Consider the following 26,321-nt stretch of genomic DNA (forward strand, 5'->3'; position numbering starts at 1 on the left):
ACATTTCTTCATGTCTGACTACAACCAGAATCCCTATGGGGCGCCCCAGCAGCCCCCGGTGCCGCCCCAGCAGCCCGGCTACGGTTACCCGAACCAGGCGGTGCAGCCGGCGCAGGGCGGCTACCCCGGTCAGAGCGGCTATCCCGCACAGGCGCCGAGCGCCTACCCGGCGCCAAGCAGCTACCCCTCCGCACCGCCCGTCCAGGGCTACCCCGCAGGCGGCTACGCGGGCCCCATGCAGCCCAGCAACGGCATGGGCACGGCCGGCCTCGTCTGCGGCATCATCGGCGCGGTGTGCAGCCTCCTGGTCTTCCTCTGGTTCTTCGGGTTGATCCTGGGCATCCTCGGCATCATCTTCGGCGCCGTCGGCCGCTCCAAGGTCACGAAGGGCGAGGCGACCAACCGGAGCGCCGCGACCACCGGCATCGTCCTCGGCATCGTGGCCCTGGTGCTCCCCGTGCTGTGGTTCGCCTTCTTCGCGAGCCTGCTCGGCCTCGGCGCCGGACTGTAGCCGGATCCCACACCCTGCACCGATTCCGTCGCAGGAACTCGTAACTGCGACGGAATCCCTTGTTGGTTGCCGTCTCCTCTGTCAGGATCGGCCCCGACGCCCCTGTGCTGTGCAGCGCGCAGGGACGCAGCCGGCGGAGGAGTGTGCGATGGGTGCGACGGAGCGGCGGTTCGATGCGGCGGGGCGGTTTGCCGGCGGTGCGCAGTACATCGGGGGGCGGCTGCGCCCGGGCACCTCGGGCCGTACGCACGCGGTCGTGGACCCCGCCACGGGCGAAGAGGTACTCCGGTACGAGCTGGCCGGCCGGCAGGACGTGGACGCCGCCGTCGCGGCTGCCGAAGCCGCCTTTCCCGCATGGGGCGGGGCGACGCCCGGGGAGCGCTCCGACGCACTGCACCGCTTCGCGGACGCTATCGCCGGCCGGGCGGCGGAGTTCGCCCGTGCGGAGTCCGCGCAGTGCGGCAAGCCGATCCGCCTCACCACCGAGTTCGACGTGCCGGGGACGGTGGACAACACCGCCTTCTTCGCGGGCGCGGCGCGCCACTTGGAGGGCCGTTCCGCCGGCGAGTACAGCAGTGACCACACCTCCTACGTGCGCCGCGAGCCCATCGGCGTCGTGGGCTCCGTCGCACCGTGGAACTACCCCCTGCAGATGGCCGCCTGGAAGGTCCTCCCTGCCGTCGCCGCGGGCAACACCATCGTGCTCAAGCCCGCCGAGCTGACGCCCCTGACATCGTTGATGTTCGCCGAGGCGGCCACCGAGGCCGGTATCCCCGACGGGGTCGTGAACGTCGTCAGCGGAGCCGGTGCGGACGCAGGGGAGCGCCTCGTGGGCCATCCAGCAGTCGCCATGACGTCGTTCACCGGCTCCACGGCGGTCGGCCGGCGGGTCGCCGAGATCGCGACCAGGACGGTCAAACGGCTCCACCTCGAACTCGGAGGCAAGGCCCCGTTTGTCGTCTTCGACGACGCAAACCTCGAAGCCGCGGTGCACGGTGCGGTCGCCGGATCCCTCATCAACAGCGGCCAGGACTGCACCGCGGCCACCCGCGCCTACGTCCAGCGCCCCCTGTTCGAAGCATTCGTCTCCGGGGTCGCCGACCTGATGGCGTCCGTCCGCCTCGGCGATCCCTTCGACCCCGCCACGGACCTCGGCCCGCTCGTCTCGCACGCCCAACGCGACCGCGTCGCGGGATTCGTCGAGCGGGCGCGCAAGTACGCCGCTGTCGTCACCGGCGGTGCGGCGCCCGCGGGGGAACTGGCCAAGGGCGCGTACTACCTCCCCACGCTCATCACGGGGGCTCACCAGGGCAGCGAGATCGTGCAGGACGAGGTGTTCGGCCCCGTGCTCGTCGTGCTGCCCTTCGACAGCGACGACGAGGGCATCGCGCTCGCCAACGACACGCCGTACGGGCTGGCAGCGTCCGCATGGAGCCGCGACGTCTACCGCACGGGGCGCGCCACCAGAGAGATCAAGGCGGGCTGCGTATGGGTCAACGACCACATCCCGATCGTCAGCGAGATGCCCCACGGCGGGTACCGGGCGTCGGGCTACGGAAAGGACATGTCCGCCTATTCATTCGAGGAGTACACCCAGATCAAACACGTCATGTCCGACAACACCGCCGTCGCCCGAAAGCCATGGCATCGAACCGTGTTCTCACTGGGCTGATGTCCCGCTCCTTGCGCCGGTCGACGGGATTCCTCCCGGCAGCCGAGCCTCGATCGGCCGGATTCCGGTCGGCCTGCCCGGGCCCGGAGGGCGGAGCCCGGATTCCAGCTTCCGGACGAATGCAGGTCGTTCTCAGGGATCGCCGTGCTCGCGGACTTTCCCGTAATAGACCCCGGCCCACTGCTCGCAGCCGTCGGTCCCCCTTTTCGTCGCGGTCCGGCAATAGGTGTGTAAGTTCGCCCTGAAATTGTTGTCGATGGCCCGACGCGTGTCGTGGTCGAAACGGCCCTGCTTCTTGCGGTTCCGGTAGCCGAAGTCATGGCGCCGGCACGACGGCAGGAAGTCGAAGCCCATGGGCCGGTCCGGGGCCCAGGAGCAGCCGTCCGACGGCCAGTCGAGCTTCTCGGTGCGGCCGGCGTCATTGCGTAGAGGTTCCAGTCCGTATTGCGTACGGACTGGAACCTCTCCATCGAAGATGGCGAAAGCAGCTTGTCGGTATATTCCTGGAGCGGAGGTTTCAGTGACGGTTCGGCGAGGGCCGGTTCGGTCACGGCCCCCATGAGCAGGGCGGCGCCGAGCGTCGTGACGGTCGTCACCGTTCTTCTGCAACCCAACGAATTCCTATTCTGCGTCGCGAGCGGTATTTGCGCTGCCCGCTCACTTCCCCATGTGCGGATACATGCGGAGCCACCGGATTGGCAGGGCCGTGATCCCGTGATCAATGTGAACCGCGGAACTGTTGCGTAATCAAAGGGAAACAATGGGATCCCTTGTTCAGTGCCCGCCTAATCTGCCAAGATCCTCGCTCAAAGTCCGTCGCAGCTACGGAAAGGGCACTTCGCATGGAGCGCTACCAGCCACCCACCGTGGTGAACCGCCGGGCCCTGCTGCGCGGGGGCGGAGCGGGTGCGCTCGCCTTCGGCGGGGCCGTGACCGCGGCCGGATCCGCCGCTTCACCGGTAACGACTACACGAGTGACCTCAAGGGCTACATCGCCGCCCGCACCGCCTGGGGCCGGGGACCTCGTCCAGCTCCAGGCCGGCAACACCGGCACCTAGTACGCGATGCCGGACGCGGGCTGCACGTTTTCCAGCGACAATCTTCTGGTCCCCCGCAACGCCCGCCACCAGAGGAACGCCGAGCGCCTCATCGACTACTGCTACCAGCCGAAGCCCGCCGCACGGCTCGCCGCCGCCATCAGCTACGCCAGCCCCGTAGCCGGGCTGCGGGACGAGCTCGCGAAGACCGACAAGGAGCCGGCCGGCAACAGCCCGACCATCCCCACTGAGGCGATGACGGCGAAGGCCCGCGTCTTCCGCTCCCTGACCACCGCCGAGGACGAGGCGTTCGAGGCCGCATTCTCCGAGCTCGCCGGCGCCTGAACCGCCGCAATGGGCCACCGGCGCGGCGCCCGGCCCCGGACATATGAGAACGTACGCGGCTGTACGTGCCGTACGCGCTCACGCCCTCGAGACCCCTGGACCGAAGAACCATGACAGCAACCGCCCCGACCGACAGCAGCAGCGGCACGGACGTCCGCCTCACCGCCATCAGCAAGAGCTACGGCGCCTTCACCGCCGTCCACCCGCTCGAGCTGTCCGTCCCCGCCGGCTCCTTCTTCGCCCTGCTCGGTGCCTCGGGCTGCGGCAAGACCACCACTCTGCGCATGATCGCCGGCCTGGAGCAGCCCACCACCGGCACCGTGGAACTCGCCGGCAAGGACGTCACCGCCCTCCCTCCGCACAAGCGCCCCGTCAACACCGTCTTCCAGAGCTACGCGCTCTTCCCGCACCTCGACATCTACGAGAACGTCGCCTTCGGCCTGCGCCGCCGCGGCATTAAGTCCGTCAAGAAGCAGGTCGGCGACATGCTCGACCTCGTCCAGCTCGGCGACTACGCCCGCCGCAAGCCCCACCAGCTCTCCGGCGGCCAGCAGCAGCGCGTCGCCGTCGCCCGCGCCCTGATCAACCACCCCCAGGTGCTCCTCCTTGACGAGCCCCTCGGCGCCCTCGACCTCAAGCTGCGCCGCCAGATGCAGCTCGAGCTCAAGCGCATCCAGACCGAGGTCGGCATCACCTTCATCCACGTCACCCACGACCAGGAGGAGGCCATGACGATGGCCGACACGGTCGCGGTCATGAACGCCGGCCGGGTCGAACAGCTCGGCGCCCCCGCCGACCTCTACGAGACCCCCCGCACCACCTTCGTCGCCAACTTCCTCGGCACCTCGAACCTCATCACCGCCGAGGTCCTCGACACCTCCGGCGAGACCCTCGTCCTGCGCGCCTCGGATACCAAACTCGCCCTGCCCCGTGTGCGATGTACCACCGCCCCCCGTGCGGGCGGGAAGCTCCTCGTCGGGATACGGCCGGAGAAGATCACCCTCACGCACGCCGACGACGCCGGCACCATCCCCGAGGGGCGCAACCGCGTCCACGGCCGCATCACCGGCTCCAGCTTCATCGGCGTCTCCACCCAGTACCTCGTCGACAGCCCGGTGGCCACGGGGCTCTCCGTCTACGAGCAGAACATCGAGCGTGACAGCCGCCTCATGCCGGGCGCCGACGTCGTCCTGCACTGGAACCCCGGACACAGCTTCGGGCTGGACGCCGCGCAGAGCATCGAGGCCGGCACGGACGCGGGGGAGGGCACCTGATGGCACTCGTCAGTGACAAGCCCCCCGCGCCCCGTGCGACCGCCCGCACGGCCGCACGAGGCGGAAAGCCCACCCCGTACTGGCTCCTGCTCCCCGGCATCCTCTGGCTGCTCGTCTTCTTCGCCGCCCCGCTCGTCTACCAGGCGTCCACCTCCGTACAGACCGGCTCCCTCGAAGAGGGCTTCCAGGTCACCTGGCACTTCGCCACGTACTGGGACGCACTGACCGAGTACTACCCCCAGTTCTTGCGCTCCGTGGCCTACGCCGCGACCGCCACCGCGCTCTGCCTCGCCCTCGGCTACCCGCTGGCCTACCTCATCGCCTTCAAGGCCGGCCGCTGGCGCAACGTCCTGATGATCCTCGTCATCGCGCCGTTCTTCACCAGCTTCCTGATCCGCACCCTCGCCTGGAAGACGATCCTCTCCGACGGCGGCCCCGTCGTCTCCGCGCTCGCGAGCCTGCACGTCCTCGACGTCACCAACGCGTTCGGCGTCACAGAAGGGCACCGCGTACTCGCCACACCCCTCGCCGTCGTCTGCGGCCTGACCTACAACTTCCTGCCCTTCATGATCCTGCCGCTGTACACCTCGCTGGAGCGCATCGACGTAAGGCTGCACGAGGCGGCCGGCGACCTCTACGCGCGGCCCCTGACGACCTTCCGCAAGGTGACCTTCCCGCTCTCCATGCCCGGCGTCGTCGCCGGCACGCTGCTCACCTTCATCCCCGCCACGGGCGACTACATCAACGCCGAGCTGCTCGGCTCCACCGATCAGAAGATGATCGGCAACGTCATCCAGTCCCAGTTCCTGCGCGTCCTGGACTACCCGACCGCCGCCGCCCTGTCCTTCATCCTCATGGCCGCCATCCTCGCCATGGTCACCGTCTACATCCGCAAGTCCGGGACGGAGGACCTGGTCTGATGACAGCTACGCCCGCCCGCCAGGCCGTTCTCTCCAGCCGCCCCGTGCGGTGGCTCCGCCGCAACCTCGTCGTGATCGCGGGGCTGGCCACACTGGCCTACCTCGTGCTGCCCAACGTCGTCGTCACCGTCTTCTCGTTCAACAAGCCCAACGGCCGCTTCAACTACGAGTGGCAGCGCTTCTCCACCGACGCCTGGACCGACCCGTGCGGCGTCGCCGACCTGTGCGGCTCCCTCTCGCTCAGCCTGCAGATCGCCGTCTGGGCGACCGTGGGCGCCACCGTCCTGGGCACGGCGCTCGCCTTCGCGCTCGCCCGCTACCGCTTCCGCGCCCGGTCCTCCGTCAGCACCCTGATCTTCCTGCCGATGGCCATGCCCGAGGTCGTCATGGCCGCCTCGCTGGCCACCCTCTTCCTCAACATGGGCGTCACCTTCGGCTTCTGGACGATCCTGATCGCCCACATCACCTTCTGCCTGAGCTTCGTGGTGACGGCCGTCAAGGCCCGGGTGATGTCCATGGACCCCCGGCTCGAACAAGCCGCCCAGGACCTCTACGCCACCCCGCTGCAGACCTTCCTGCGGGTCACCCTCCCGATCGCCGCCCCGGGCATCGTGGCGGGCGCCCTGCTCTCCTTCGCCCTGTCCTTCGACGACTTCATCATCACCAACTTCAACGCCGGCTCGACTGTGACCTTCCCCATGTTCGTCTGGGGATCCGCGCAACGGGGCACACCCGTTCAAATCAATGTCATCGGAACGGCGATGTTCGCCATCGCCGTACTGTGCGTCCTTGCTGGTCAGCTGATCGGCGGGCGCCGCAAAAGGAGCTGAGAGCATGGCCGCTCGTGCCATGAACCCTGTCCAAGCACTCTCTGACGCCGCTCACCGGCCCTACTGGCTCGACGACCCCTCCCGGCCGGAGGCGCTCCCCGCGCTCGTCGGCGACGAGCACTGCGACCTGCTCGTCGTCGGCGGCGGATATTCCGGACTGTGGACCGCGCTCCTCGCCAAGGAGCGCGATCCCGGCCGGGACGTCGTCCTCATCGAGGCCCATGAAACCGGCTGGGCGGCCTCAGGCCGCAACGGCGGCTTCTGCTCCGCCTCCCTCACCCACGGCTGGGCCAATGGCGCCTCACGCTGGCCTGGCGAGCTCGCCACCCTCCACGAACTCGGTCTCAAGAACCTCGACGGCATCGAGGCCACCCTCGCTCGTTACGGCATCGACTGCGACTTCGAACGCACCGGTGAGATCGACATCGCCACCGCCCCGCACCAGGTGCACGAGATCCAGGAGGCCGCCGAGGAACTCGAGGCCCTCGGCCTCACGGGCTACGAGTACCTCGACCGGGACGCCCTGCGTGCCGAGGTCCACTCCCCGACCTTCCTGGCCGGACTCTGGGACCGTGACGGGGTCGCGATGCTGCACCCCGCCCGGCTCGCATGGGGCCTCAAGCGCGCCTGCACGGAGCTAGGGGTACGCATCTACGAGCACACGCCCGGCACCGAGCTGTCCTCCCGCGCCGCCGGCCTCGCCGTACGCACCCCGTACGGGCGCGTCTTCGCCCGCCACGCCGCCCTGGGCACCAACGCCTTCCCCTCACTGGTCAAGCGCGTCCGCCCCTACATCGCACCCGTCTACGACTACGCCCTGATGACGGAGCCGCTGAACGCAGAACAGCTTGCGGCCGTCGGGTGGAAGGGCCGCCAGGGGCTCGGGGACGCCGCCAACCACTTCCACTACTTCCGCATCACGCCCGACCACCGCATCCTGTGGGGCGGCTACGACATCGTGTACCACTACGGCGGTGGCGTCCGGTCGGAGTACGACCACCACCCGGCCACGTACCAGAAGCTCGCCGAGCACTTCTTCCGCTGCTTCCCGCAGCTCGAGGACGTGCGCTTCACCCACAGCTGGGGCGGCGCCATCGACACCTGCTCACGCTTCTCGGCCTTCTTCGGCACGGCCCACGGGGGCAAGGTCGCCTATGCACTCGGCTACACGGGACTGGGCGTCGGCGCCACCCGCTTCGGCGCCGATGTGATGCTCGACCTGCTCTCGGGGGAGCGCACGGAGCGCACCGAGCTGGAGATGGTGCGCAGCAAGCCGCTGCCGTTCCCGCCCGAACCGGTGCGCTCCATGGGCATCGGCATCACCCAGTGGTCGATGACGAAGGCCGACGAGAACGGCGGCCGCCGCAACCTCTGGCTCAAGGCGATGGACAAGGTCGGCCTGGGTTTCGACAGCTGAGGAAGGCCGGGGCTGAGGGCGGCCGGGCGGGGCACGGAGCGGGTTCGTACGCAGGCCGCATGTCGGCCTCATGCGGCGGGCCCGCACCCGGCCTCATGCGGCAGCGTGGCGGCGACGGGTGGTGCTGTAATGCGTGCCGTGCTTCGGCCCCATGCGCGTCCTGCCCGGCGCCCCATGCGCAACTTTCAGGCGCACCGGGGCACGCCGTCCTGCGGACAGTGAACCCTTCACCTCCGCCCGGTCCGGAAACCCGCGTAATGATCCGCACTCCGGGGCCTCTCCATCCGTGAACGCAGAACGAGCGGACATGGAATGGAGGCACTGCCATGAGTGACGACGCGGGGAGGCCGAGCGCGGTGGAGTGGCTGGCAACGGCGGCACCCGATCCGGGAACCTGCCGGTGGGAGTGGGAGCGCAACCCCCTCGGGGTGACGCTGCTGCCCGCCGGCAGGCTCTGGGACGTCCTCATCCTCTCCAGCGAACTGGGTCGCCCCACGCTGGAGATCCTTTCGCGCTGCACGGAGCGGGTGGGCCCTGTCCTGGCGGACTTCGGCGACTGCCGCATGGGCTTCTTCGTGCCCCCGGGCACCGCTGCCGGGTGGATTGCCACGGGGGTGCGCGCTGCCGGCACCGGCAGTTGGATCGTCGTGCCTCACCCGGCGCGTGCCGCCTCAGGCGTCCGGTGGGTGGTTCCGCCCGACGGTACGGGAACGCTCACCGACCCCGTGCTGCTGGAGCTGTCGATGCATGAGGCGGCCGTGACCCTCGCCCGTGAGCGGGACGCATGAGGGCCTGTGCCAGGCCCCACAGCAGTACGCCGGACAGGCACCAGGCGCCCACCACGTCGAGCGGCCAGTGGTAGCCGCACCGCACCAGGCCGGCCGCAACGCCCGCGTTCAGGACGACGTAGGCAACCGCTGCCCACGCGCGCGTGCGCGCGTGGCGGTTGCGGGGCTTCATGCGGGAGGGGCGCGCGTGAGGCGGAGGGCTGCCGAGAGCAGAACCGGCATGAGGCGCGGTACGGGCACACGCCGCATGAGGCGACGGCGGAGAGACGCCGGCATGAGGCCGTGCCCGTGATGCGGAGGCGAGGGGCGGCATGAGCAGCAGGAGGGCAGCCCCGTACGCGACCGCGGCGGTGGCCGTATGGCCTGAAGGGAAGAAGCCGTCGTGAACGCCGGACGACGCCATGGCCGGTGGCCCCGTGCGGCCTATCCAGGCCTTCACCGGCACGATCACGGCCGGAACGGCCGCCATCGCGAGAGCCGCCCACACAGACGGCAGCCACGGCCTGGTCCGGTGCCGGCGGCGCAGCAGCAAGGAAGCGACCATGGCGGCGATCAGCACGGGCACCGCGACCGACGTGTTGCCGAGATCGGCGAGGAACTGTGCGGCGCCGCCCGGAGCGGACGAAGCCGCGACCGTACGGCCGAGGTCCTCGTCGAGCGCCCGCAAGGGCCCGCGGGCCGCAACCTGCCAGGTGATCAGAACGAAAAGCAGTGCGCACAGCGCCGGGAAGATGCCGCGCATGAGGCGGCGGCGCCATGCCGGCGGCCCCGGAACAGGGGGGGAGGTTCCGAGGCCGCCGTGAGGACCGGGGTGCCGCGCGCCCCGGGGGGTATGGGGCGGGCGGCCATCCGATCGGTGAGGATGTCCGGAGCGCAGCGCTCCAGTGGTGTGCGCGAAGGCACGGCCGGGTCGGCACTGGGGACGTACCGGCTCGGCTCCGCCCGCAGTACCCTGCGGACGAGGTGTTTCTCTCATCTGCAGAAACCGTACGGCAGGCCGGGCGGTCCGGACAGCCGGATCACCCGTCCACCACCCGCTCCGCACAGGTTCTTCACCCTCGTCCCCTGCCGTGGCTACAGGCGGGCGAAGGCGGCCTCGATGATGTCCAGGCCCTCGTTGAGCAGGTCCTCGCCGATGACCAGCGGCGGCAGGAAGCGCAGCACGTTGCCGTAGGTGCCGCACGTGAGGACGATCAGGCCCTCCGCGTGGCAGGCCTTGGCGAGGGCGCCGGCCGCCTCCGGGTTGGCGTCCTTGGTGCCCGACTTCACCAGCTCGATCGCGATCATCGCGCCGCGTCCGCGGATGTCGCCGATGATGTCGAACTTCTCCTGCATGGCGGAGAGGCGGCCCTTCATGACCTCCTCGATGCGCTTGGCCTTCGCGTTGAGGTCCAGCTCGCGCATGGTCTCGATCGAGCCGAGCGCCGCCGCACAGGCCACCGGGTTGCCGCCGTACGTGCCGCCCAGGCCGCCCGCGTGCGCCGCGTCCATGATCTCCGCGCGGCCGGTCACGGCGGCGAGCGGAAGACCGCCCGCGATGCCCTTGGCCGTGGTGATCAGGTCGGGGACGATGCCCTCGTCCTCGCACGCGAACCACTGCCCCGTGCGGCAGAAGCCGGACTGGATCTCGTCCGCGACGAAGACGATGCCGTTGTCCTTCGCGAACTGCGCGATGCGCGGCAGGAAGCCCTTGGCGGGCTCGATGAAGCCGCCCTCGCCCAGCACCGGCTCGATGATGATCGCGGCGATGTTGTCGGCGCCGACCTGCTTGGTCATGGCGTCGATGGCCTGGGCCGCGGCCTCCTCGGCGCAGTTCTCCGGGCCGGTGGGCCAGCGGTAGCCGTAGGCCACCGGCACGCGGTAGACCTCGGGGGCGAACGGGCCGAAGCCGTGCTTGTACGGCATGTTCTTGGCGGTGAGCGCCATCGTCAGGTTCGTACGGCCGTGGTAGCCGTGGTCGAAGACGACGACGGCCTGGCGCTTGGTGTACGCGCGGGCGATCTTCACCGCGTTCTCGACGGCCTCGGCGCCCGAGTTGAACAGCGCGGACTTCTTGGCGTGGTCACCCGGCGTCAGCTCGGCGAGCTGCTCGCAGACCTCCACGTAGCCCTCGTAGGGCGTCACCATGAAACAGGTGTGGGTGAAGTCGGCGAGCTGGGCGGTCGCACGGCGCACCACGGCCTCGGCGGAGCTGCCGACCGAGGTCACGGCGATGCCGGAGCCGAAGTCGATCAGGCAGTTGCCGTCCACGTCCTCGAGCACGCCGCCGCCGGCGCGCTTGGTGAACACCGGCAGCGTCACGCCGACGCCGCCCGCGACAGCCGCGTTCTTCCGGGCGAGCAGCTCCTGCGACTTCGGGCCGGGGATCGTGGTGACGATGCGGCGCTCCTGGGGGAGGGCCGGGCCTCCGGTCAGTTCAGTCATGGGGTGCTCCAGGGGGAGAGAACGGGCTTCGGACGGACTTTTAGTCGCAGGCTAGGGGCGGCGGCGGGGGTCGGGCATGCTCCGTTCGGGAGAAGTGGGCGCGTCGCGTTGTCCGTACCGGACATGGCGGGGGGCGTCAGGCCCGCCCGCACCTTCCCGGTTGAACACGAGGATGGCATGGCCCGGGGCGCTGAACTCGCCACGGCGGGCCACTAGATTGAGCTGCGGCGCGCACTCACACGACAAGCATGAAGCCGGCCGGCGGGGGGCGAGGGGCAGCGATGGAGCACGAGGGCACGTACGACGCACCGGGGGCACGAGGCGGCCCGCCTGGGGCGGCGGAGGCGTCTGCCCAGGCGGCCGGCGCCCTGCCCCGGCCGCCGCAGTACACGGGCGTGCCGGTGCCGCCACCGATGCCTCATGCCGCACCCCCCGTGCCGCACGGAGCACCTCCTCCCATGCCTGTGGAGGCCCCGCCCCGGCCCCGTGCCGTGCCCCAGCAACCCGGTAGGGCGCCTGGGGCGGCTTCGCCCGACCGGTCCCCGTTCCTCACCTGGCTCCGCGCGTCACGCGTCTCCGCCGGGCCCGGCATCTGGGCGTACGGCTACCGCCCCAAGCCGCCCGAGGAACCGGACCGCATCCCCGGGCGTCAGCTCCTCAGCGGGGCGGTCATCGCCCTCCTGTGCGGCTGGTTGCTGGGTTCGCTGCTCTGGAACGGCTACCTCGGCACGTACTGGCTCTGGCCCCTGACCGTCCTGACACCCGACTCCTGGCACCGGGGCATGGCAGCGGTGTGGACCATCTACATCTACTACGCCATCTGCCTCGGCGCGCTCATCTACGTCTTCGGCCGCCTGGGGCGCTGGCCCCAGGTCTGGCGGCGGTACGCCGCCCCGCTGCTCGCGCGGCTGTGGGACGACGGCGGTGTCATCCCCGCCGCCGTGGGAGGCGGCCCCCGCCAGGACCCCGCCGACTGGCCGCAGCTTCGCGCCGCGGGCGCGCATGAGGCCGCCGACCGGCTCGCCGCGGAGGCCCGCGCCGGGCTGATGAACGACGTCGACCACTCCCGCATCGAGCGCGCCTGGCAGTCCGTACGCGTGCAGCCAGGGCGGCTCGCCGCCTTCACCGAAACCGTTCTGCGGCACGGGGCGGCCGCCTGCGCGCACCCCTCCGGCGCGCGCGACCTGCCCGTCCGCGCTGCCCGCCACGACCTCGTCACCCGGCAGGTGCGTATCGGCGCCGCCGTGGACGACGAACGCAATCCCTACGTGCACCGCGGCGCCGGATACGCCCTCGACCCCGGCCTGCTCGGCACGTCCCTGCTCGCCGTCGGCCCGCCCGGCAGCGGCAAGACCGACCGTCTGGTCCGCCCCGTGCTGGAGTCGCAGTGCCTGCAAGCCCTCGCCGGCCGGACGGCCGTCGTCGCGGTCGGCGCGGCGGGGGCGGGGCTGGCGCCCGACGAGGTGTTCGACGTCGTGGTGCGGATCGGGCGGCAGGACTCCGCGTACGACCTCGACCTGTACGGCGGCACCGACGACCCCGACGAGGCCGCCACCGTCCTCGCCGAAGGGCTCGTGGGCGACCTCACCGCCGCACTGCCGGGCGAGGGCGGGCGCCGGGCCGCAACGGTGCTGGCCCAGATCCTCGGCCCCTACCGCGCCGCCCACGGCCGTTTCCCGTCCGTCCCCGAACTGCGGGAGCTCCTGGACGGCTCACCCGCCGCGGTCGGCGCCCTGCGCGCCGCCCTTGTGGACGCGGGGCATGAGGCCCTCGTCCGGGAGATCGACGCGCGGGAACGGCAGGCGCACCGCCCTGGCGACGCCGGCCCCATGCTCGCCGACCGCCTCGCACTCCTCGACCGCCCCGCCTTCGCCCGCTTCTTCGACACCACCGACCCCTCCCGTACCTTCTCCCTGCGCGCCCTGGAACACCCCCTGCGCGTCCGGATCGACCTGCCCGAACGCGGGCACGCCGAGGCGTCGCGGATGCTGGCCCGGCTCATCCTCGCCCAGTTCACGGAGTGCGCGGTCGCCCGGGGAGACCGCTCACTCTTCGCCTGCCTCGTGCTCGACGACGCCACCCATGCCGTCACTCCCGAGGCGGTACGGGGCCTGGCGCGGCTCCGTTCCGCGAACGCCGGGGCGCTGCTCACTCTCCGCACGCTCGATGACGTACCCGAGTCCCTGCGCAGTGCGCTGTTGGGCGCTGTCGGCTGCCGCATGGCCTTCTCCGGGGTCACCACGTGGGACGGGGCGCGCTTCGCGGAGGTGTGGGGCAAGGAGTGGGTGGAAACCCGTGACGTCACCGACCGTCAGGTCATCGCCCACGAGCCGCTGACCCGCGTCACCCATGTGGTGCGCAGGCTGGTCACGGGGCGGGCGGTCACAGCCCAGTCCGTGACGGTGCGCAAGGTGGAGCGGGAACGCTGGTCCGCCTCCGAGCTGGCGCACGGTGTGCCCGCGGGGCACGCCGTGCTGTCCGCGACCTCCGTACGGGGGAGCAGCGCGCCTCCGGTGCTGATCGATCTGCAGCGATGAAGCGGTCCTGTTCCCCGCGATTGCTCCACTGAGGCAGAATCGGTCGCAGCAGTTCATACGCGGCGGCACTCTTGTCGCGACACCCCCTCCGAAGGTGCCATGCCCCCCACGCTTGCTTCACTCGTCCACCACTCCGCGCTGAAACTCACCGTGCTCGCGGGGGAAGACAGGCTGGACAGGCCGGTCCGCTGGGCGCACGTCAGCGAGCTGGCCGACCCGGTGCCGTGGATGGACGGCGGCGAACTGCTCCTGATCACTGCATTGAAGATCAATGCGGAGGATCCGGAGGCCATGCAGCAGTACGTCCGCCGCCTCGTGCGCGCCGGTGTCGTGGGCCTGGGCTTCGCGGTCGGTGTCAACTATGAGACGGTGCCCGGGGCCCTGGTCGACGCCGCCGCTGCGGAGGGCCTGCCGCTGCTGGAGGTGCCGCGGCGCACGCCCTTCATCGCCATCACCAAGGCCGTGTCCGCAGCCATCGCGGCCGACCAGTACCGGGCGGTGACCGCCGGTTTCGAGGCCCAGCGCGAGCTGACCCGGGCCGCCCTCGGGCCGGACGGCCCGGCCGCCCTCGTCGCCAGGCTGGCCGCACACCTCGACGGCTGGGCGGCGCTGTACGACGCCTCAGGCGGGCTTGTCGCGGCGGCGCCCGACTGGGCCGTGCGCCGTGCCGCGCGCCTCGGAGCGGACGTCGAGCGGCTGCGGGAGCGCCCCGCGCCCGCGACCGCCGTCCTGGGAACGGACCCTTCCGAGGAGGGAGCCGACCGGGTCGAACTGCAGTCCCTCGGCTCCGGGCGGCGCGCACGCGGCGTCCTCGCCGTCGGGACGGGCGCGCCCCTGGGCACCGCCGAACGCTACGCCGTGCATTCCGCCATCGCCCTGCTCACCCTCACCACCGAGCGCTCACGGGCCCTGCAGGAGGCGGAGCAGCGGCTGGGCGCGGCGCTGCTGCGCATGCTGCTCGCCGGCGAACCCGATCACGCGCGGGCCGTGGCCGGCGATCTGTACGGCAGCCTTCTGGACGCGCCGTTCCGGGTGATCGTCGCCGAGGCGGCGGAGGCGCCCGCCGACGTCGACGCTGCGGCACCCGAGGAGGAGGCCGAAGCCCCGGTGGACCCGCTCGCGGTCCTCGCGGACACCCTGGAGACCGCGGCGGGCCGGGTGGCCGAGCCGCTGCTGGTCGTCCCGGACGGCGGGCGGCTCGTCGTTCTCGCGCCCGACGGCGGGGCGGTGGCGGCCGCATGCGGGGAGCACGCCCGCGCCATAGAAACCCGGCGCGGGACGAAGACCCGCCCGCGGGACCGCAGCACCGCGGCACCCGCCTGCGACCTCGTCATCGGCCTCTCCGCCCCCGCGGGGCCCATCGCCTCGGCGGCGGCCTTCCGCCAGGCGGAGCAGGCCCTCTCCGTCGCGCGCCGCCGCGGCAGGGTCCTCGTGGAACACGAGGAGGTCGCCGCCGGCTCCGTCCTGCCGCTCCTCGCGGACGACGCCGTACGTGCCTTTGCGGACGGCATGCTGCGGGCCCTGCACGAACACGACGCCACGGGCCGCGGCGACCTCGTCGCCTCCCTGCGGGCCTGGCTCTCCCGCCACGGCCAATGGGACGCGGCCGCGGCGGACCTCGGCGTCCACCGTCACACCCTCCGCTACCGCATGCGCAGGGTGGAGGAGATCCTGGGCCGTTCTCTTGACGACCCAGACGTCCGCATGGAGCTGTGGCTGGCCTTGAAGGCGACGGCCTCAGGCCAGGAGTGACGGCGGCCTGAGGCCGGGAACCGGCGCCGTCCAGCCTCGGAGACCAGAGGCGGTCTCAAGGGGGCGGGACCGCCTCAGGCAACGATCAGACCCGGAGGCCGGCGGCGCCTCAGGCGGCAGGTGGGACCGCCTCAGGCCCCAGGCGCCGACCCTGGGCGGAAAGCCGGCAGCTGGCAGCAGGTAGCCGACGGCCCGGCAAGGACAGCCCCAGGACAGGAGCGAGGGGGACCCCGACGCGCCCGCCACCCCGCCATTGCGGTGCCCCCTTCCGCAGTACTGCTCCACCACGGACAATCGGCGCCCGGCCGCCCCGCACCTACGGTGGGGGAGCAATATCCACACCACTTGGGAAGGGCCGGGATTGTGACTGCTCCCCACGCGTTCTGGCTGGCCGGCCGCGAGGCCACCGGCGAGGAGACCTTCGACGTCACGAACTCCTGGGACGGCCGTCTCGTCGGCACCGTGAGCGTGCCCACCGAGGCGCAGGTCGAGGAGGCCGTTGCCGCCGCGCACGCCGTACGAGAGGAGTTCGCGGCGACGCCCGCCCACGTGCGGACCGCCGCCCTCGACCACGTCGCGAAGCGGCTCACCGAGCGCGCCGAGGAGATAGCCCAGCTCATCTCCGCCGAGAACGGCAAGCCCATCAAGTGGGCCCGCGGCGAGGTCGGCCGCGCCGTTTCGGTCTTCCGCTGGGCCGCCGAGGAGGCCCGCCGCTTCAACGCCGGCGACGCGCAGCGCCTGGACACCGACGCGGGCGGCACCGGCCGCCTGGCGCTCACGCGCCGCTTCCCGCGCGGCACCGTGCTGGGCATCGCGCCGTTCAACTTCCCGCTGAACCTGAGCGCCCACAAGGTCGCCCCGGCGATCGCCGTCGGTGCGCCGATCATCCTCAAGCCGGCCCCGGCGACCCCGATCTCCTCCCTCGTGCTGGGCGAGATCCTGGCCGAGACGGACCTGCCGGCGGGCTCCTGGAGTGTGCTGCCGGTCCCGAACGACCGCATGCCCGCCCTCGTCCAGGACGAGCGGCTGCCGGTCATCTCCTTCACCGGCTCCGGCCCGGTGGGCTGGTCGATCCTCGACTCGGCCCCGCGCAAGCACGTCACCCTCGAACTCGGCGGCAACGGTGCGGCGGTCGTCCTCGCCGACTGGTCCTCCGAGGAGGACCTCGACTGGGCCGCGCAGCGCATCGCGACGTTCTCCAACTACCAGGGCGGCCAGTCCTGCATCTCGGTGCAGCGGGTCATCGCGGACGCCTCGCTGTACGAGCGCCTCGTGCCCAAGGTCGTCGCCGCCGTCGAGGCCCAGGTCACCGGTGACCCGTCGGACGCCGCGACGGACGTCGGCCCGCTGGTCAGCGAGGACGCCGCCAAGCGGGTGGAGTCCTGGGTGAACGAGGCTGTGGAGAACGGTGCCACTCTTCTCGCGGGCGGCAAGCGCGACGGTGCCACCTACGCCCCGACCGTGCTTGCGGACGTGCCGGCAGACGTGACCATCGCCTGCGAGGAGGTTTTCGGCCCGGTCCTGACGATCACGAAGGCCGAGGGCGAGGAGGCCGCCTTCGCCGCGGTCAACGACTCTCCGTACGGCCTGCAGGCCGGCGTCTTCACGCACGACCTGCAGACCGCGTTCCGGGCGCACCGCGCGCTGGAGACCGGCGGCGTCATCATCGGCGACGTCCCGTCGTACCGCGCCGACCAAATGCCCTACGGCGGCGCCAAGCAGTCCGGCGTGGGGCGCGAGGGCGTGCGCTACGCGATGGACGACTACACCTACGAGCGGGTGCTCGTGCTGACGGGCCTGGCGCTCTGACAGAGCCCGCCTGCACGCAGCAGAGCCTCACCGGACGGCCGGGACGCGCATGGAGCGCCCCGGCCGTCGGCGTTCCCGGCCACGGCTCCCCACTCCTGGCCCGATCCTTGCGGACCATGGCAGTCAGGCCACTCGTTGCCGTCCGTGATCTCCGTGAATCTTGGGGACACCGAACCGAACGGCACGACTGCAAGGAGCGCCATCATGACCGCCACCCCTGCCCGCATGCACGCCATCCGCCAGGAGACCGCAGGCGGCCCCGAGGTGCTGCAACTGGTCGAGACCGACCGCCCCGTGCCGGGCCCGACCGAGATCCTGGTGCGGGTACGGGCCGCAGGGGTCAACCCGGTCGACTGGAAGACCCGGGCACGCGGCTACTACTACTCGGGCCACGTCCCGCCGTTCGGTCTCGGCTTCGACGTCTCGGGTGTGGTCGAGGCGGTCGGCGACGGCGTGACCCTTTACGCTCCGGGTGACGAGGTCTACGGCATGCCGCGCTTCCCGCACCCGGCGGGCGCGTACGCCGAGTACGTCGCCGCACCCTCCCGGCACTTCGCCCCCAAGCCCCAGGGCCTCGACCACGTGCAGGCCGCAGCCCTGCCCCTCGCCGCCCTCACCGCGTGGCAGGCCGTCGTCGACACCGCCCGGGTCGCCGAGGGCCGGCGTGTCCTCATCCACGCGGCAGCGGGCGGCGTCGGCCATCTGGCCGTGCAGATCGCCAAGGCCCGGGGCGCGTACGTCATCGGCACGGCCAGCGCCGCCAAGCACGACTTCCTGCGCAGCCTCGGCGCCGACGAACTCATCGACTACCGCGAGCTGGACTTCGCCGAGGAGCTGGAGAACCTCGACGTCGTCGTGGAGTCCATCAGCGGTGACTACCCGGCCCGTTCCCTGCGCACCCTGCGCCCCGGCGGCACCCTCGTCTCGCTGCTCCCCCTGGAGGAGCCGGTCCTGGCCGAGGCCCGCGAACGCGGCATCCGCGCCGTGCGCATGATGGTCGAGCCCGACCTCGCGGGCCTGCAGGGCATCAGCGAGCTCGTCGAGTCCGGGCGGCTCCGCACGGAGATCGCCGCCGTCCTGCCCCTCGCCGAGGCGGCCAAGGCGCACGAGCTGGGGGAGACGGGCCGCACCTCCGGGAAGATCGTGCTGACTGTCGGCGACTGACCGTGGCATGTCCGCTGGCGTTGCCCGCCTCATGCGGCGAGCCTCGCGGCCTCATGCGGCAGGGGGCGTGGCCTCATCGCCAGCACGGCGCGCCGGGCGGCCCCATGCCGGCTCCGGTCCGCCCCATGCCGCGGCATGGGGCGCCTCCGTGCCGCCGCCTCATGCTGGCGCTCCGTCGTCCCGCACCCGCACAGTGCGCCCCGCAGCCCCGTGACGGAGCACGGAGCGCACTGCGTTCCCCCGTGGTTCCCCCGTACCGCCGGCCCGTCCCCCGTGACCACTGCCGGGCCGACCTCACCGACGGTACGGACCACCTGCGAGCCGGTCGTCCTGTAACGGGTGGAATTCCGCCCTCAACCCGCGCAGCAGCCGCTCGGCGGTCTCCAACCACCGCGGTAGGCGGGACAGCCTCCGTCTGACCGATGCCGAGCCGCCCTCAGGATGGCTACGCTGCGGCGATGCGGACCATGCGGGCGCTACGAGGGCAGGTTGCGGGCCGGCCGAGGGCGGCGCTGGACGTGCCGCTGGCGGCGGGGTTCACCGTCGTAGCGCTGCTGCTCGCCGGCGAGCGCCCGCCGGAAGGCTGGTACTGGGACCGGCCCGACGCCCTCGGCTACACGCTGATCTGCGTCATCAACCTCCTCCTCGCCGCCCGCCGCAGCGCCCCCGTGGCGGTTTTCGCCGGTGCCGCAGCCCTGTGGCTGTGGTACATCGCCGCGGGGTTCTGGCCGGTCGTCAACAGCGCGGCTCTGATGCTGGCGCTCTACACGGTCGCGTCCATGCGCCGCACGGCCCATGCCGCGGCCTGCGGAGTCGCATTCGCCATGGTGTGGGTGGCGGGGGCGCTGTTCTCCGGCAGCAACGCCCCGACGACTGCCGTCGCCCAGGCCCTCGTCGTGCCGTTCATCATGTGGAAGTTCGGCGACAACGCCCGCAAGCTGGGGGCCCGCAACCGCACCCTGTCCGAGCTGACCGAGCAGCTGCGGCGCGAGCGCGAGGAGAACGCCCGCCACGCCGTTGCCGAGGAACGCGTCCGCATCGCCCGCGAACTGCACGACGTGGTCGCCCACCACATGTCGGTGATCTCCGTCCAGGCGGGGCTCGCCCATTACGTCTTCACCGCCGATCCCGGCACCGCCCATGGGGCACTCGGCACCATCTCGGCCGCCAGCGGCGAGGCGCTGGAGGAACTGCGCCGGCTCCTGGCCGTGCTGCGCGTCGGGCCGGAGGGCGCCGGGGAGAGCGTCGACGAGGAAGGCCCCTACCAGCCCACGCCCGGACTGGACCGGCTCCAGGACATGGCTGCGCGCGTACGGGCGGCAGGCGTGGAAGTGGCGCTGCAGATCGTGGGGGAGCGGCGCCCGCTCGCACAGGGACCGGACCTGTGCGCATACCGCGTCGTCCAGGAAGCACTGACCAACGTCATCAAGCACGCCCGCCCCGCGCGGGCCACGGTCCACGTCGCGTTCCTGCCGCACCAGCTGTCGGTCCGGGTCACCGACGACGGGCGGCGAAACGTTCCGGCCATCCCGGTGCCGCCGGGCGGACACGGGTTGATCGGCATGCGCGAGCGCGCCAGGATCTACGGGGGAACCCTGGCCGCAGGACCGCGGGACGCGGGCGGGTTCGAGGTCCGGCTCACCCTTCCCCTGCAGCCGGCGGTGCGTGGGAGAGAGACGGCGGGGAATGACGGGGAAGGTGGGCGGGACGCAGGCGCCTGAGGCGGGCGGCACAGGGGACATACGCGTCCTCGTCGTGGACGACCAGATCCTCATCCGTGCCGGTGTCGCCGCGCTGCTGCGCGCTGCGCCCGGCATGGAGGTCGTCGCCGAGGCCTCCGGCGGCGAAGAGGCCGTGGCGCTCGCCGCCGAGCACCGGCCCGACGTGATCCTCATGGACATCCGGATGCCCGACCTCAGCGGCATCACCGCCATGGAACGGATCCTGTGCGACGCGCCATCCCCCGCGCCCCGTGTCCTGGTGCTGACCACCTTCGACCTCGACGAGTACGTGTACGCGGCCCTGCGCGCCGGCGCCGCCGGCTTCCTGCTCAAGGACGCGGGCCCGCAGCGGCTTCTGGCCGCCGTCACGGCGGTCGCCGGGGGCGACACGCTCTTCGCCCCCAGCGTCACCCGCCGCCTCGTCGAGGCTTTCACCCGGCGGGCGGAAGCGAGCGCCTCCACCCCGCCCGGAACCACCCTCGACGCGCTCACCGGCCGCGAGCTCGAGGTACTGCGGCACACCGCACGAGGCCTGTCCAACGCGGAGATCGCCGCCGAACTCGTGATCAGCGAGGCCACCGTCAAGACGCACCTGAACCGCGCCATGGCCAAGCTCGGCCTGTGCAGCCGCGCACAAGCGGTGGTCGTCGCCTACGAGAACGGCCTCGTCATCCCCGGCACGGGAAACTGAACGGTCCCAGGCCCCAGGCCCCAGGCCCCAGGCCGCTCCAGACCCCAAGGTCACGCCCTGCCTCTGGCGCGTGCCCAGGCCCCAGGCGCAGGCCCCACACCCAGACACCCGAGCCCGCCTCATGCCTATCTACGCCGTGGTGGCCGCGGCCTCATGCTCCAGCAGTCCGGTGCCCGGGCGCCGGCCCCATGCCCCGCCTCATGCGGCAAGGCCCCTTGCCCCGGCCGCCCCCGGACCGGATCGTTGCGCGAGGTCTGGTAGATGCCGGGAGGATCGGGTACATACGGTCCAGTAGTACCGGTCGGTAGCCGACCGGGACGGCCCCGACTGAAGCGGCGAGGTGCCTCATGACCGCACCATCCGTACGACCGGTCTCCGAGCGCGAAGCACGCCAGGTCGCCGAAGCGGCCCGGGAGCAGGACTGGAAGAAGCCCAGTTTCGCCAAGGAACTCTTCCTCGGCCGGTTCCGCCTCGATCTGATCCACCCGCACCCGACCCCCGCCCTGGAGGACGTACGGCGCGGCGAGGAGTTCCTCTCCAAGCTCCGCGACTTCTGCGAGACCCGCATCGACCCCGCCCGCATCGAGCGGGAGGCGAGGATCCCGGACGAGACGGTGAACGGGCTCAAGGAGCTCGGCGCCCTCGGCATGAAGATCGACACCAAGTACGGGGGCCTGGGGCTCACCTCGGTCTACTACAACAAGGCCCTCGCCGTCGTCGGCTCCGTCAGCCCCGCCGTCGGCGCGCTGCTCTCCGCCCACCAGTCCATCGGTGTCCCGCAGCCGCTCAAGCTCTTCGGCACACAGCAGCAGAAGGAGACCTTCCTGCCGCGCTGTGCCCGCACCGACATCTCGGCGTTCCTGCTCACCGAGCCCGATGTCGGCTCCGACCCGGCGCGCCTCGCGACCTCCGCGGTTCCCGACGGCGACGACTACGTCCTTGACGGGGTCAAGCTCTGGACGACCAACGGCGTCGTCGCCGACCTGCTGGTCGTCATGGCGCGGGTGCCCAGGAGCGAGGGCCACAAGGGCGGCATCACGGCCTTCGTGGTGGAGGCCACGGCCGATGGCGTCACCGTCGAGCAGCGCAACGCCTTCATGGGCCTGCGCGGCATCGAGAACGGTGTCACGCGCCTCCACCAGGTGCGCGTCCCCGCCGCCAACCGCATCGGCCCCGAGGGTTCCGGCCTCAAGATCGCCCTGACGACGCTCAACACCGGCCGGCTGTCCATCCCCGCCATGTGCGTCGCCGGCGGCAAGTGGGCGCTGAAGATCGCCCGCGAGTGGTCCACGGCACGCGAGCAGTGGGGCAAGCCCATCGCCCGGCACGAGGCGGTCGGCTCGAAGATCTCCTTCATCGCCGCGACGACCTTCGCCCTGGAGGCCGTCCTCGATCTGTCGGGCCAGATGGCCGACGAGGACCGCAACGACATCCGCATCGAGGCCGCGCTCGCCAAGCTGTACGCCAGCGAGATGGCCTGGCTGATGACCGACGAGCTCGTGCAGATCCGCGGCGGACGGGGCTACGAGAGCGCCGCCTCACTCGCCGCACGGGGCGAGCGCGCGGTGCCCGCCGAGCAGATGCTGCGCGACGCCCGCATCAACCGCATCTTCGAGGGCTCCACGGAGATCATGCACCTGCTGATCGCCCGTGAGGCCGTGGACGCCCACCTCTCCGTCGCGGGCGACCTCATCGACCCCGAGAAGTCCCTGGGCGACAAGGCCCGCGCAGGCGCCCGCGCAGGGGGCTTCTACGCCCGCTGGCTGCCCAAGCTGGTCACCGGCCCCGGGCAGCTCCCGCGCACGTACGCCGAGTTCCACCCCGCGGGCCATCGCGACCTCGCCACCCACCTGCGCTACGTCGAGCGGTCGTCGCGCAAACTCGCGCGCTCCACCTTCTACGCCATGTCGCGCTGGCAGGGGCGCATGGAGACCAAGCAGGGCTTCCTGGGCCGCATCGTCGACATCGGCGCGGAGCTCTTCGCGATGAGCGCGGCATGCGTGCGCGCGGAGCGACTGCGTGCCGAGGGCGAGCACGGGGCGGAAGCGTACGAGCTCGCCGACGCCTTCTGCCGGCAGGCCAGGATCCGCATCGAGGAGCTCTTCGGGCGGCTGTGGACCAACACCGACGATCTCGACCGCAAGGTCGTCTCCGGCGTGATGTCCGGGGCGTACGAGTGGCTCGAGGCCGGCATCCTCGACCCCAGCGGCGACGGCCCCTGGATCGCGGACGCCACCCCCGGCCCCGCCAAGACGGACAACGTTCACCGCCCCATCCACTGACCCCCGCCGCCCCATGCGGGCGCCCTCGCGCCCCATGCGGCGCCGCTCCGCCTCATGCGGCTGCTCCACCGCCCCATGCGGCAGCATCATCGCCCCGTGCGGGCGCGCCCCGCCTCATGCGGATGTCACCCCACGGAGGGCGGACGGGGGCTCCCTGTCCGCCCTCCGTGCGGAAGAGGCAACAATGGAGCCCATGACGGACTCCCTCGCTGACCCGCACCTGCGCTACTCCGCCCCCACCGCCGCGGGCGGACCGCGCGAGATCGTGATCCTCGGTTCGACCGGCTCGATCGGCACCCAGGCCATCGACCTCGTGCTCCGCAACCCCGACCGGTTCCGGGTGACCGGCCTGTCGGCCGCCGGCGGCCGCGTAGGGCTCCTCGCCGAGCAGGCGCGGCAGCTGAGGGTGCGCACCGTCGCCGTCGCCCGTACCGACGCCGTGCCCGCGCTGCGCGAGGCGCTGGCGGCGCAGTACGGGGCGGAGCCGCAGCCCGAGATCCTCGCGGGGCCTGAGGCGGCCGCCGAGCTGGCCCGCAGCGAGTGCCACACCGTTCTGAACGGCATCACCGGTTCGATCGGCCTGGCGCCGACCCTGGCGGCCCTGGAGGCCGGCCGGACGCTCGCACTGGCCAACAAGGAGTCGCTCATCGTCGGCGGCCCCCTGGTCAAGGCCCTCGCCAAGCCCGGACAGATCATTCCCGTGGACTCCGAGCACGCCGCGCTCTTCCAGGCGCTGCTGGGCGGCACGCGCGCCGAGGTCCGCAAGCTGGTCGTCACGGCCTCGGGCGGGCCCTTCAGGGGCCGTACGAAAGCCGAGCTGGCCTCCGTGACCCCCCAGGACGCGCTCGCCCACCCCACCTGGTCCATGGGGCCGGTGATCACGATCAACTCCGCCACTCTCGTCAACAAGGGCCTCGAGGTCATCGAGGCGCACCTGCTGTACGACATCCCCTTCGACCGCATCGAGGTCGTCGTCCACCCGCAGTCCTACGTCCACTCGATGGTGGAGTTCACCGACGGCTCCACGCTGGCCCAGGCGACCCCGCCCGACATGCGCGGCCCCATCGCCATCGGCCTCGGCTGGCCGGAGCGGATTCCGGACGCGGCTCCCGCCTTCGACTGGTCCACGGCCTCCACCTGGGAGTTCTTCCCCCTCGACGACGAGGCCTTCCCGTCCGTGGGGCTCGCCCGGCACGTCGGCGGGCTGGGCGGCACGGCGCCCGCCGTCTTCAACGCCGCCAACGAGGAGTGCGTCGACGCCTTCCTCGCCGGCGGGCTGCCGTTCAACGGGATTGTCGATACGGTCGCGGAGGTGGTGGCGGAACACGGCACGCCCACCACGGGAACCCGTCTCACCGTCGCGGACGTCTTGGAAGCGGAGGCCTGGGCACGCGCCCGGGCCCGTGAACTGGCAGCGCGGACGGCCCCGGCGGCCCGTACCGCGAAGGCGACCTCGGAGGCCCGCGCATGACGACACTGATGACCGTCCTCGGGATAGTCGTCTTCGTGGTGGGCCTGTTGTTCTCGATCGCCTGGCACGAGCTCGGCCACCTGTCGACCGCGAAGCTCTTCGGCATCCGCGTGCCGCAGTACATGGTCGGCTTCGGGCCGACGATCTTCTCGCGGAAGAAGGGCGAGACCGAGTACGGCATCAAGGCCGTCCCGCTCGGCGGCTACATCCGCATGATCGGCATGTTCCCGCCCGGTGCGGACGGGCGGATCACCGCCCGCTCCACGTCACCGTGGCGCGGCATGATCGAGGACGCCCGTTCGGCCGCCTTCGAGGAGCTCCAGCCGGGCGACGAGACGCGGCTGTTCTACACGCGCAAGCCGTGGAAGCGCGTCATCGTGATGTTTGCCGGCCCGTTCATGAACCTCGTCCTGGCCGTCGCGATCTTCCTCGGCGTGATGATGTCCTTCGGGATCAGCACGCAGACGACGACCGTCTCGACCGTCTCCGAGTGCGTCGTCGCCGCCAGCGCCCCGACCGACAAGTGCGGCAAGGGCAACCCGGACTCCCCGGCCAAGGCAGCCGGCCTCAAGCCGCGCGACAAGATCGTGGCCTTCAACGGGCACCGTACGAACGACTGGGCCACGCTCCAGAAGGAGATCCGCAGGACCACCGGCCCGGCCACCGTCACCGTCGAGCGCGACGGCGCCCGCAAGACCCTGAGCGCGAACCTCATCTCCAACCAGGTTCAGAAGTACGACAGCAAGGGTGCGCCCATCAAGGGGCAGTACGTGACGGCCGGGTTCCTCGGCTTCGCGCCCGCCACGGGCGTGGTGCCGCAGACCTTCGGGCAGTCCGTCGACCGTATGGGCGACATGGTGCAGTCCGGCGTCGAGTCGCTGATCGCCCTTCCCAGCAAGATCCCCGATCTGTGGAACGCCGCGTTCGACGGCGGCGAGCGCAAGGCGGACTCCCCGATGGGCGTCGTCGGCGCGGCACGAGTCGGCGGCGAGGTGTTCAACCTCGACATCCCGCCGTCGCAGCAGATCGCGACCATGCTGTTCCTGGTCGCGGGCTTCAACCTCTCGCTGTTCCTGTTCAACATGCTGCCCCTGCTGCCGCTGGACGGCGGGCACATCGCCGGGGCGCTGTGGGAGTCCGTGCGGCGCGCCTTCGCCAAGGTGTTCCGGCGCCCCGACCCGGGGCCGTTCGACGTCGCGAAGCTGATGCCGGTCGCCTATGTGGTGGCGGGAATCTTCATCTGCTTCACTCTTCTCGTCCTCATCGCGGACGTGGTGAACCCGGTGCGGCTCACCTAGCGCGAAGTGAGGACAAACGCCCGTTTGTGGCGACCGGCCGGATTTTGTGGCCGGTCGTCCGCGTTTGAGGAGCCTCCGCGGTGGGATGTGCTTCCAACGGACCGGGTGCCGTAATCTCGAAGCGGAGCCCGCCGATCTCGGGACCTTGATTCACACCTTGGGGTTGCTCGCCACATGACTGCGATTTCGCTTGGAATGCCTTCCGTTCCGATCAAGCTCGCCGACCGCAGGGTCAGCCGCAAGATCCAGGTCGGCTCCGTGGCCGTCGGCGGCGACGCACCCGTGTCGGTGCAGTCGATGACGACGACCAGGACGTCGGATATCGGTGCCACGCTTCAGCAGATTGCTGAGCTGACGGCTTCCGGTTGTCAGATCGTG

The 26,321-nt window shown here is 71.4% G+C and carries 21 protein-coding genes; 18 read left to right on the plus strand and 3 right to left on the minus strand.

Annotated elements, in window-relative coordinates; genetic code table 11:
- Positions 1-10 precede the first annotated feature (10 nt).
- Together IF61_RS0129900 and IF61_RS0129905 are read left to right on the plus strand one after the other, a co-directional pair.
- Complete coding sequence (locus IF61_RS0129900; protein ID WP_030369677.1) at positions 11-511, plus strand: DUF4190 domain-containing protein; 501 nt, start codon at positions 11-13, stop codon at positions 509-511.
- Positions 512-659: 148 nt separating this feature from the next.
- Entirely contained in the window at positions 660-2,183 is a 1,524-nt protein-coding gene (locus IF61_RS0129905; protein ID WP_030369678.1) for a gamma-aminobutyraldehyde dehydrogenase, read from the plus strand.
- 132 nt (positions 2,184-2,315) lie between these two features.
- Here the strand turns inward: IF61_RS0129905 and IF61_RS34810 are convergent, their stop codons facing one another.
- Positions 2,316-2,792, minus strand: a complete 477-nt coding sequence (locus IF61_RS34810; RefSeq protein WP_245684672.1) for a phospholipase — start codon at positions 2,790-2,792, stop codon at positions 2,316-2,318.
- A 455-nt stretch (positions 2,793-3,247) separates the two neighbouring features.
- Here IF61_RS34810 and IF61_RS36100 point away from each other — a divergent pair, with 455 nt between their 5' ends.
- The 6 genes from IF61_RS36100 to IF61_RS0129940 all read left to right on the plus strand — a co-directional run bounded on the left by IF61_RS36100 (position 3,248) and on the right by IF61_RS0129940 (position 8,794).
- Positions 3,248-3,565, plus strand: coding sequence for a type 2 periplasmic-binding domain-containing protein (locus tag IF61_RS36100; protein ID WP_030369680.1), 318 nt, complete (start codon positions 3,248-3,250; stop codon positions 3,563-3,565).
- A 110-nt stretch (positions 3,566-3,675) separates the two neighbouring features.
- Complete coding sequence (locus IF61_RS0129920; protein ID WP_030369681.1) at positions 3,676-4,839, plus strand: ABC transporter ATP-binding protein; 1,164 nt, start codon at positions 3,676-3,678, stop codon at positions 4,837-4,839.
- Positions 4,839-5,759, plus strand: a complete 921-nt coding sequence (locus IF61_RS0129925) for an ABC transporter permease (RefSeq protein ID WP_030369682.1) — start codon at positions 4,839-4,841, stop codon at positions 5,757-5,759. Before IF61_RS0129920 ends, IF61_RS0129925 begins: the two co-directional genes overlap by 1 nt.
- Positions 5,759-6,589 (plus strand): ABC transporter permease, encoded by an 831-nt coding sequence (locus tag IF61_RS0129930; RefSeq protein WP_052393242.1) that lies wholly within the window; start codon positions 5,759-5,761, stop codon positions 6,587-6,589. Before IF61_RS0129925 ends, IF61_RS0129930 begins: the two co-directional genes overlap by 1 nt.
- A gap of 4 nt (positions 6,590-6,593) precedes the next feature.
- Positions 6,594-8,006 carry an NAD(P)/FAD-dependent oxidoreductase gene (locus IF61_RS0129935; RefSeq protein WP_030369684.1) on the plus strand — a complete coding sequence of 471 codons (1,413 nt, stop codon included), beginning with the start codon at positions 6,594-6,596 and terminating at the stop codon, positions 8,004-8,006.
- 326 nt (positions 8,007-8,332) lie between these two features.
- The gene (locus IF61_RS0129940; RefSeq protein WP_030369685.1) at positions 8,333-8,794 is read left to right on the plus strand and encodes a hypothetical protein; all 462 of its coding nucleotides are present in this window, start codon (positions 8,333-8,335) and stop codon (positions 8,792-8,794) included.
- On the opposite strand, the gene IF61_RS37645 is transcribed toward IF61_RS0129940, so the two are convergent.
- Both IF61_RS37645 and gabT read right to left on the minus strand, forming a co-directional pair.
- The gene (locus IF61_RS37645) at positions 8,721-9,770 is read right to left on the minus strand and encodes a phosphatase PAP2 family protein (RefSeq protein ID WP_078660613.1); all 1,050 of its coding nucleotides are present in this window, start codon (positions 9,768-9,770) and stop codon (positions 8,721-8,723) included. The genes IF61_RS0129940 and IF61_RS37645 overlap by 74 nt on opposite strands.
- Before the next feature lie 98 nt (positions 9,771-9,868).
- Positions 9,869-11,218: a 4-aminobutyrate--2-oxoglutarate transaminase gene (gene gabT, locus IF61_RS0129945; protein ID WP_030369686.1), complete on the minus strand. Its 1,350-nt coding sequence runs from the start codon at positions 11,216-11,218 to the stop codon at positions 9,869-9,871.
- 281 nt (positions 11,219-11,499) lie between these two features.
- On the opposite strand from gabT, the gene IF61_RS0129950 reads away from it, so the two are divergent.
- The 10 genes from IF61_RS0129950 to IF61_RS0129995 form a co-directional block, all read left to right on the plus strand.
- Entirely contained in the window at positions 11,500-13,755 is a 2,256-nt protein-coding gene (locus tag IF61_RS0129950; protein ID WP_030369687.1) for a hypothetical protein, read from the plus strand.
- A 99-nt stretch (positions 13,756-13,854) separates the two neighbouring features.
- Positions 13,855-15,507 (plus strand): PucR family transcriptional regulator, encoded by a 1,653-nt coding sequence (locus IF61_RS0129955; protein WP_030369688.1) that lies wholly within the window; start codon positions 13,855-13,857, stop codon positions 15,505-15,507.
- Between the two features lie 363 nt (positions 15,508-15,870).
- Positions 15,871-17,316, plus strand: a complete 1,446-nt coding sequence (locus IF61_RS0129960) for an aldehyde dehydrogenase family protein (protein WP_030369689.1) — start codon at positions 15,871-15,873, stop codon at positions 17,314-17,316.
- Between the two features lie 204 nt (positions 17,317-17,520).
- Positions 17,521-18,480: an NADP-dependent oxidoreductase gene (locus tag IF61_RS0129965; RefSeq protein WP_030369690.1), complete on the plus strand. Its 960-nt coding sequence runs from the start codon at positions 17,521-17,523 to the stop codon at positions 18,478-18,480.
- Positions 18,481-18,938: 458 nt separating this feature from the next.
- Positions 18,939-20,201, plus strand: coding sequence for a sensor histidine kinase (locus IF61_RS0129970; protein WP_107043162.1), 1,263 nt, complete (start codon positions 18,939-18,941; stop codon positions 20,199-20,201).
- A complete protein-coding gene (locus IF61_RS0129975) occupies positions 20,167-20,892 on the plus strand; it encodes a response regulator (protein WP_030369692.1) in 726 nt (241 codons plus the stop codon). The genes IF61_RS0129970 and IF61_RS0129975 overlap by 35 nt, the downstream gene beginning before the upstream one ends.
- Before the next feature lie 347 nt (positions 20,893-21,239).
- Positions 21,240-23,174, plus strand: a complete 1,935-nt coding sequence (locus tag IF61_RS0129980; RefSeq protein WP_030369693.1) for an acyl-CoA dehydrogenase family protein — start codon at positions 21,240-21,242, stop codon at positions 23,172-23,174.
- 193 nt (positions 23,175-23,367) lie between these two features.
- Positions 23,368-24,645 (plus strand): 1-deoxy-D-xylulose-5-phosphate reductoisomerase, encoded by a 1,278-nt coding sequence (dxr, locus tag IF61_RS0129985; RefSeq protein ID WP_030369694.1) that lies wholly within the window; start codon positions 23,368-23,370, stop codon positions 24,643-24,645.
- Positions 24,642-25,943, plus strand: a complete 1,302-nt coding sequence (locus tag IF61_RS0129990) for a M50 family metallopeptidase (protein ID WP_030369695.1) — start codon at positions 24,642-24,644, stop codon at positions 25,941-25,943. Before dxr ends, IF61_RS0129990 begins: the two co-directional genes overlap by 4 nt.
- Before the next feature lie 174 nt (positions 25,944-26,117).
- On the plus strand, positions 26,118-26,321 hold a 204-nt coding region (locus IF61_RS0129995; protein ID WP_169748861.1), incomplete at its 3' end, for a flavodoxin-dependent (E)-4-hydroxy-3-methylbut-2-enyl-diphosphate synthase.

This window comes from Streptomyces roseoverticillatus (assembly GCF_000719265.1).
GTDB classification, from domain to species: domain Bacteria; phylum Actinomycetota; class Actinomycetes; order Streptomycetales; family Streptomycetaceae; genus Streptomyces; species Streptomyces roseoverticillatus.

Coding starts and splice junctions, on each gene's coding strand:
- IF61_RS0129900 (WP_030369677.1), top strand. CDS start 11: ATGTCTGACTACAACCAGAATCCCTATGGGGCGCCCCAGCAGCCCCCG.
- IF61_RS0129905 (WP_030369678.1), top strand. CDS start 660: ATGGGTGCGACGGAGCGGCGGTTCGATGCGGCGGGGCGGTTTGCCGGC.
- IF61_RS36100 (WP_030369680.1), top strand. CDS start 3,248: ATGCCGGACGCGGGCTGCACGTTTTCCAGCGACAATCTTCTGGTCCCC.
- IF61_RS0129920 (WP_030369681.1), top strand. CDS start 3,676: ATGACAGCAACCGCCCCGACCGACAGCAGCAGCGGCACGGACGTCCGC.
- IF61_RS0129925 (WP_030369682.1), top strand. CDS start 4,839: ATGGCACTCGTCAGTGACAAGCCCCCCGCGCCCCGTGCGACCGCCCGC.
- IF61_RS0129930 (WP_052393242.1), top strand. CDS start 5,759: ATGACAGCTACGCCCGCCCGCCAGGCCGTTCTCTCCAGCCGCCCCGTG.
- IF61_RS0129935 (WP_030369684.1), top strand. CDS start 6,594: ATGGCCGCTCGTGCCATGAACCCTGTCCAAGCACTCTCTGACGCCGCT.
- IF61_RS0129940 (WP_030369685.1), top strand. CDS start 8,333: ATGAGTGACGACGCGGGGAGGCCGAGCGCGGTGGAGTGGCTGGCAACG.
- IF61_RS37645 (WP_078660613.1), bottom strand. CDS start 9,770: ATGAGAGAAACACCTCGTCCGCAGGGTACTGCGGGCGGAGCCGAGCCG.
- gabT (WP_030369686.1), bottom strand. CDS start 11,218: ATGACTGAACTGACCGGAGGCCCGGCCCTCCCCCAGGAGCGCCGCATC.
- IF61_RS0129950 (WP_030369687.1), top strand. CDS start 11,500: ATGGAGCACGAGGGCACGTACGACGCACCGGGGGCACGAGGCGGCCCG.
- IF61_RS0129955 (WP_030369688.1), top strand. CDS start 13,855: ATGCCCCCCACGCTTGCTTCACTCGTCCACCACTCCGCGCTGAAACTC.
- IF61_RS0129965 (WP_030369690.1), top strand. CDS start 17,521: ATGACCGCCACCCCTGCCCGCATGCACGCCATCCGCCAGGAGACCGCA.
- IF61_RS0129970 (WP_107043162.1), top strand. CDS start 18,939: ATGCGGACCATGCGGGCGCTACGAGGGCAGGTTGCGGGCCGGCCGAGG.
- IF61_RS0129975 (WP_030369692.1), top strand. CDS start 20,167: ATGACGGGGAAGGTGGGCGGGACGCAGGCGCCTGAGGCGGGCGGCACA.
- IF61_RS0129980 (WP_030369693.1), top strand. CDS start 21,240: ATGACCGCACCATCCGTACGACCGGTCTCCGAGCGCGAAGCACGCCAG.
- dxr (WP_030369694.1), top strand. CDS start 23,368: ATGACGGACTCCCTCGCTGACCCGCACCTGCGCTACTCCGCCCCCACC.
- IF61_RS0129990 (WP_030369695.1), top strand. CDS start 24,642: ATGACGACACTGATGACCGTCCTCGGGATAGTCGTCTTCGTGGTGGGC.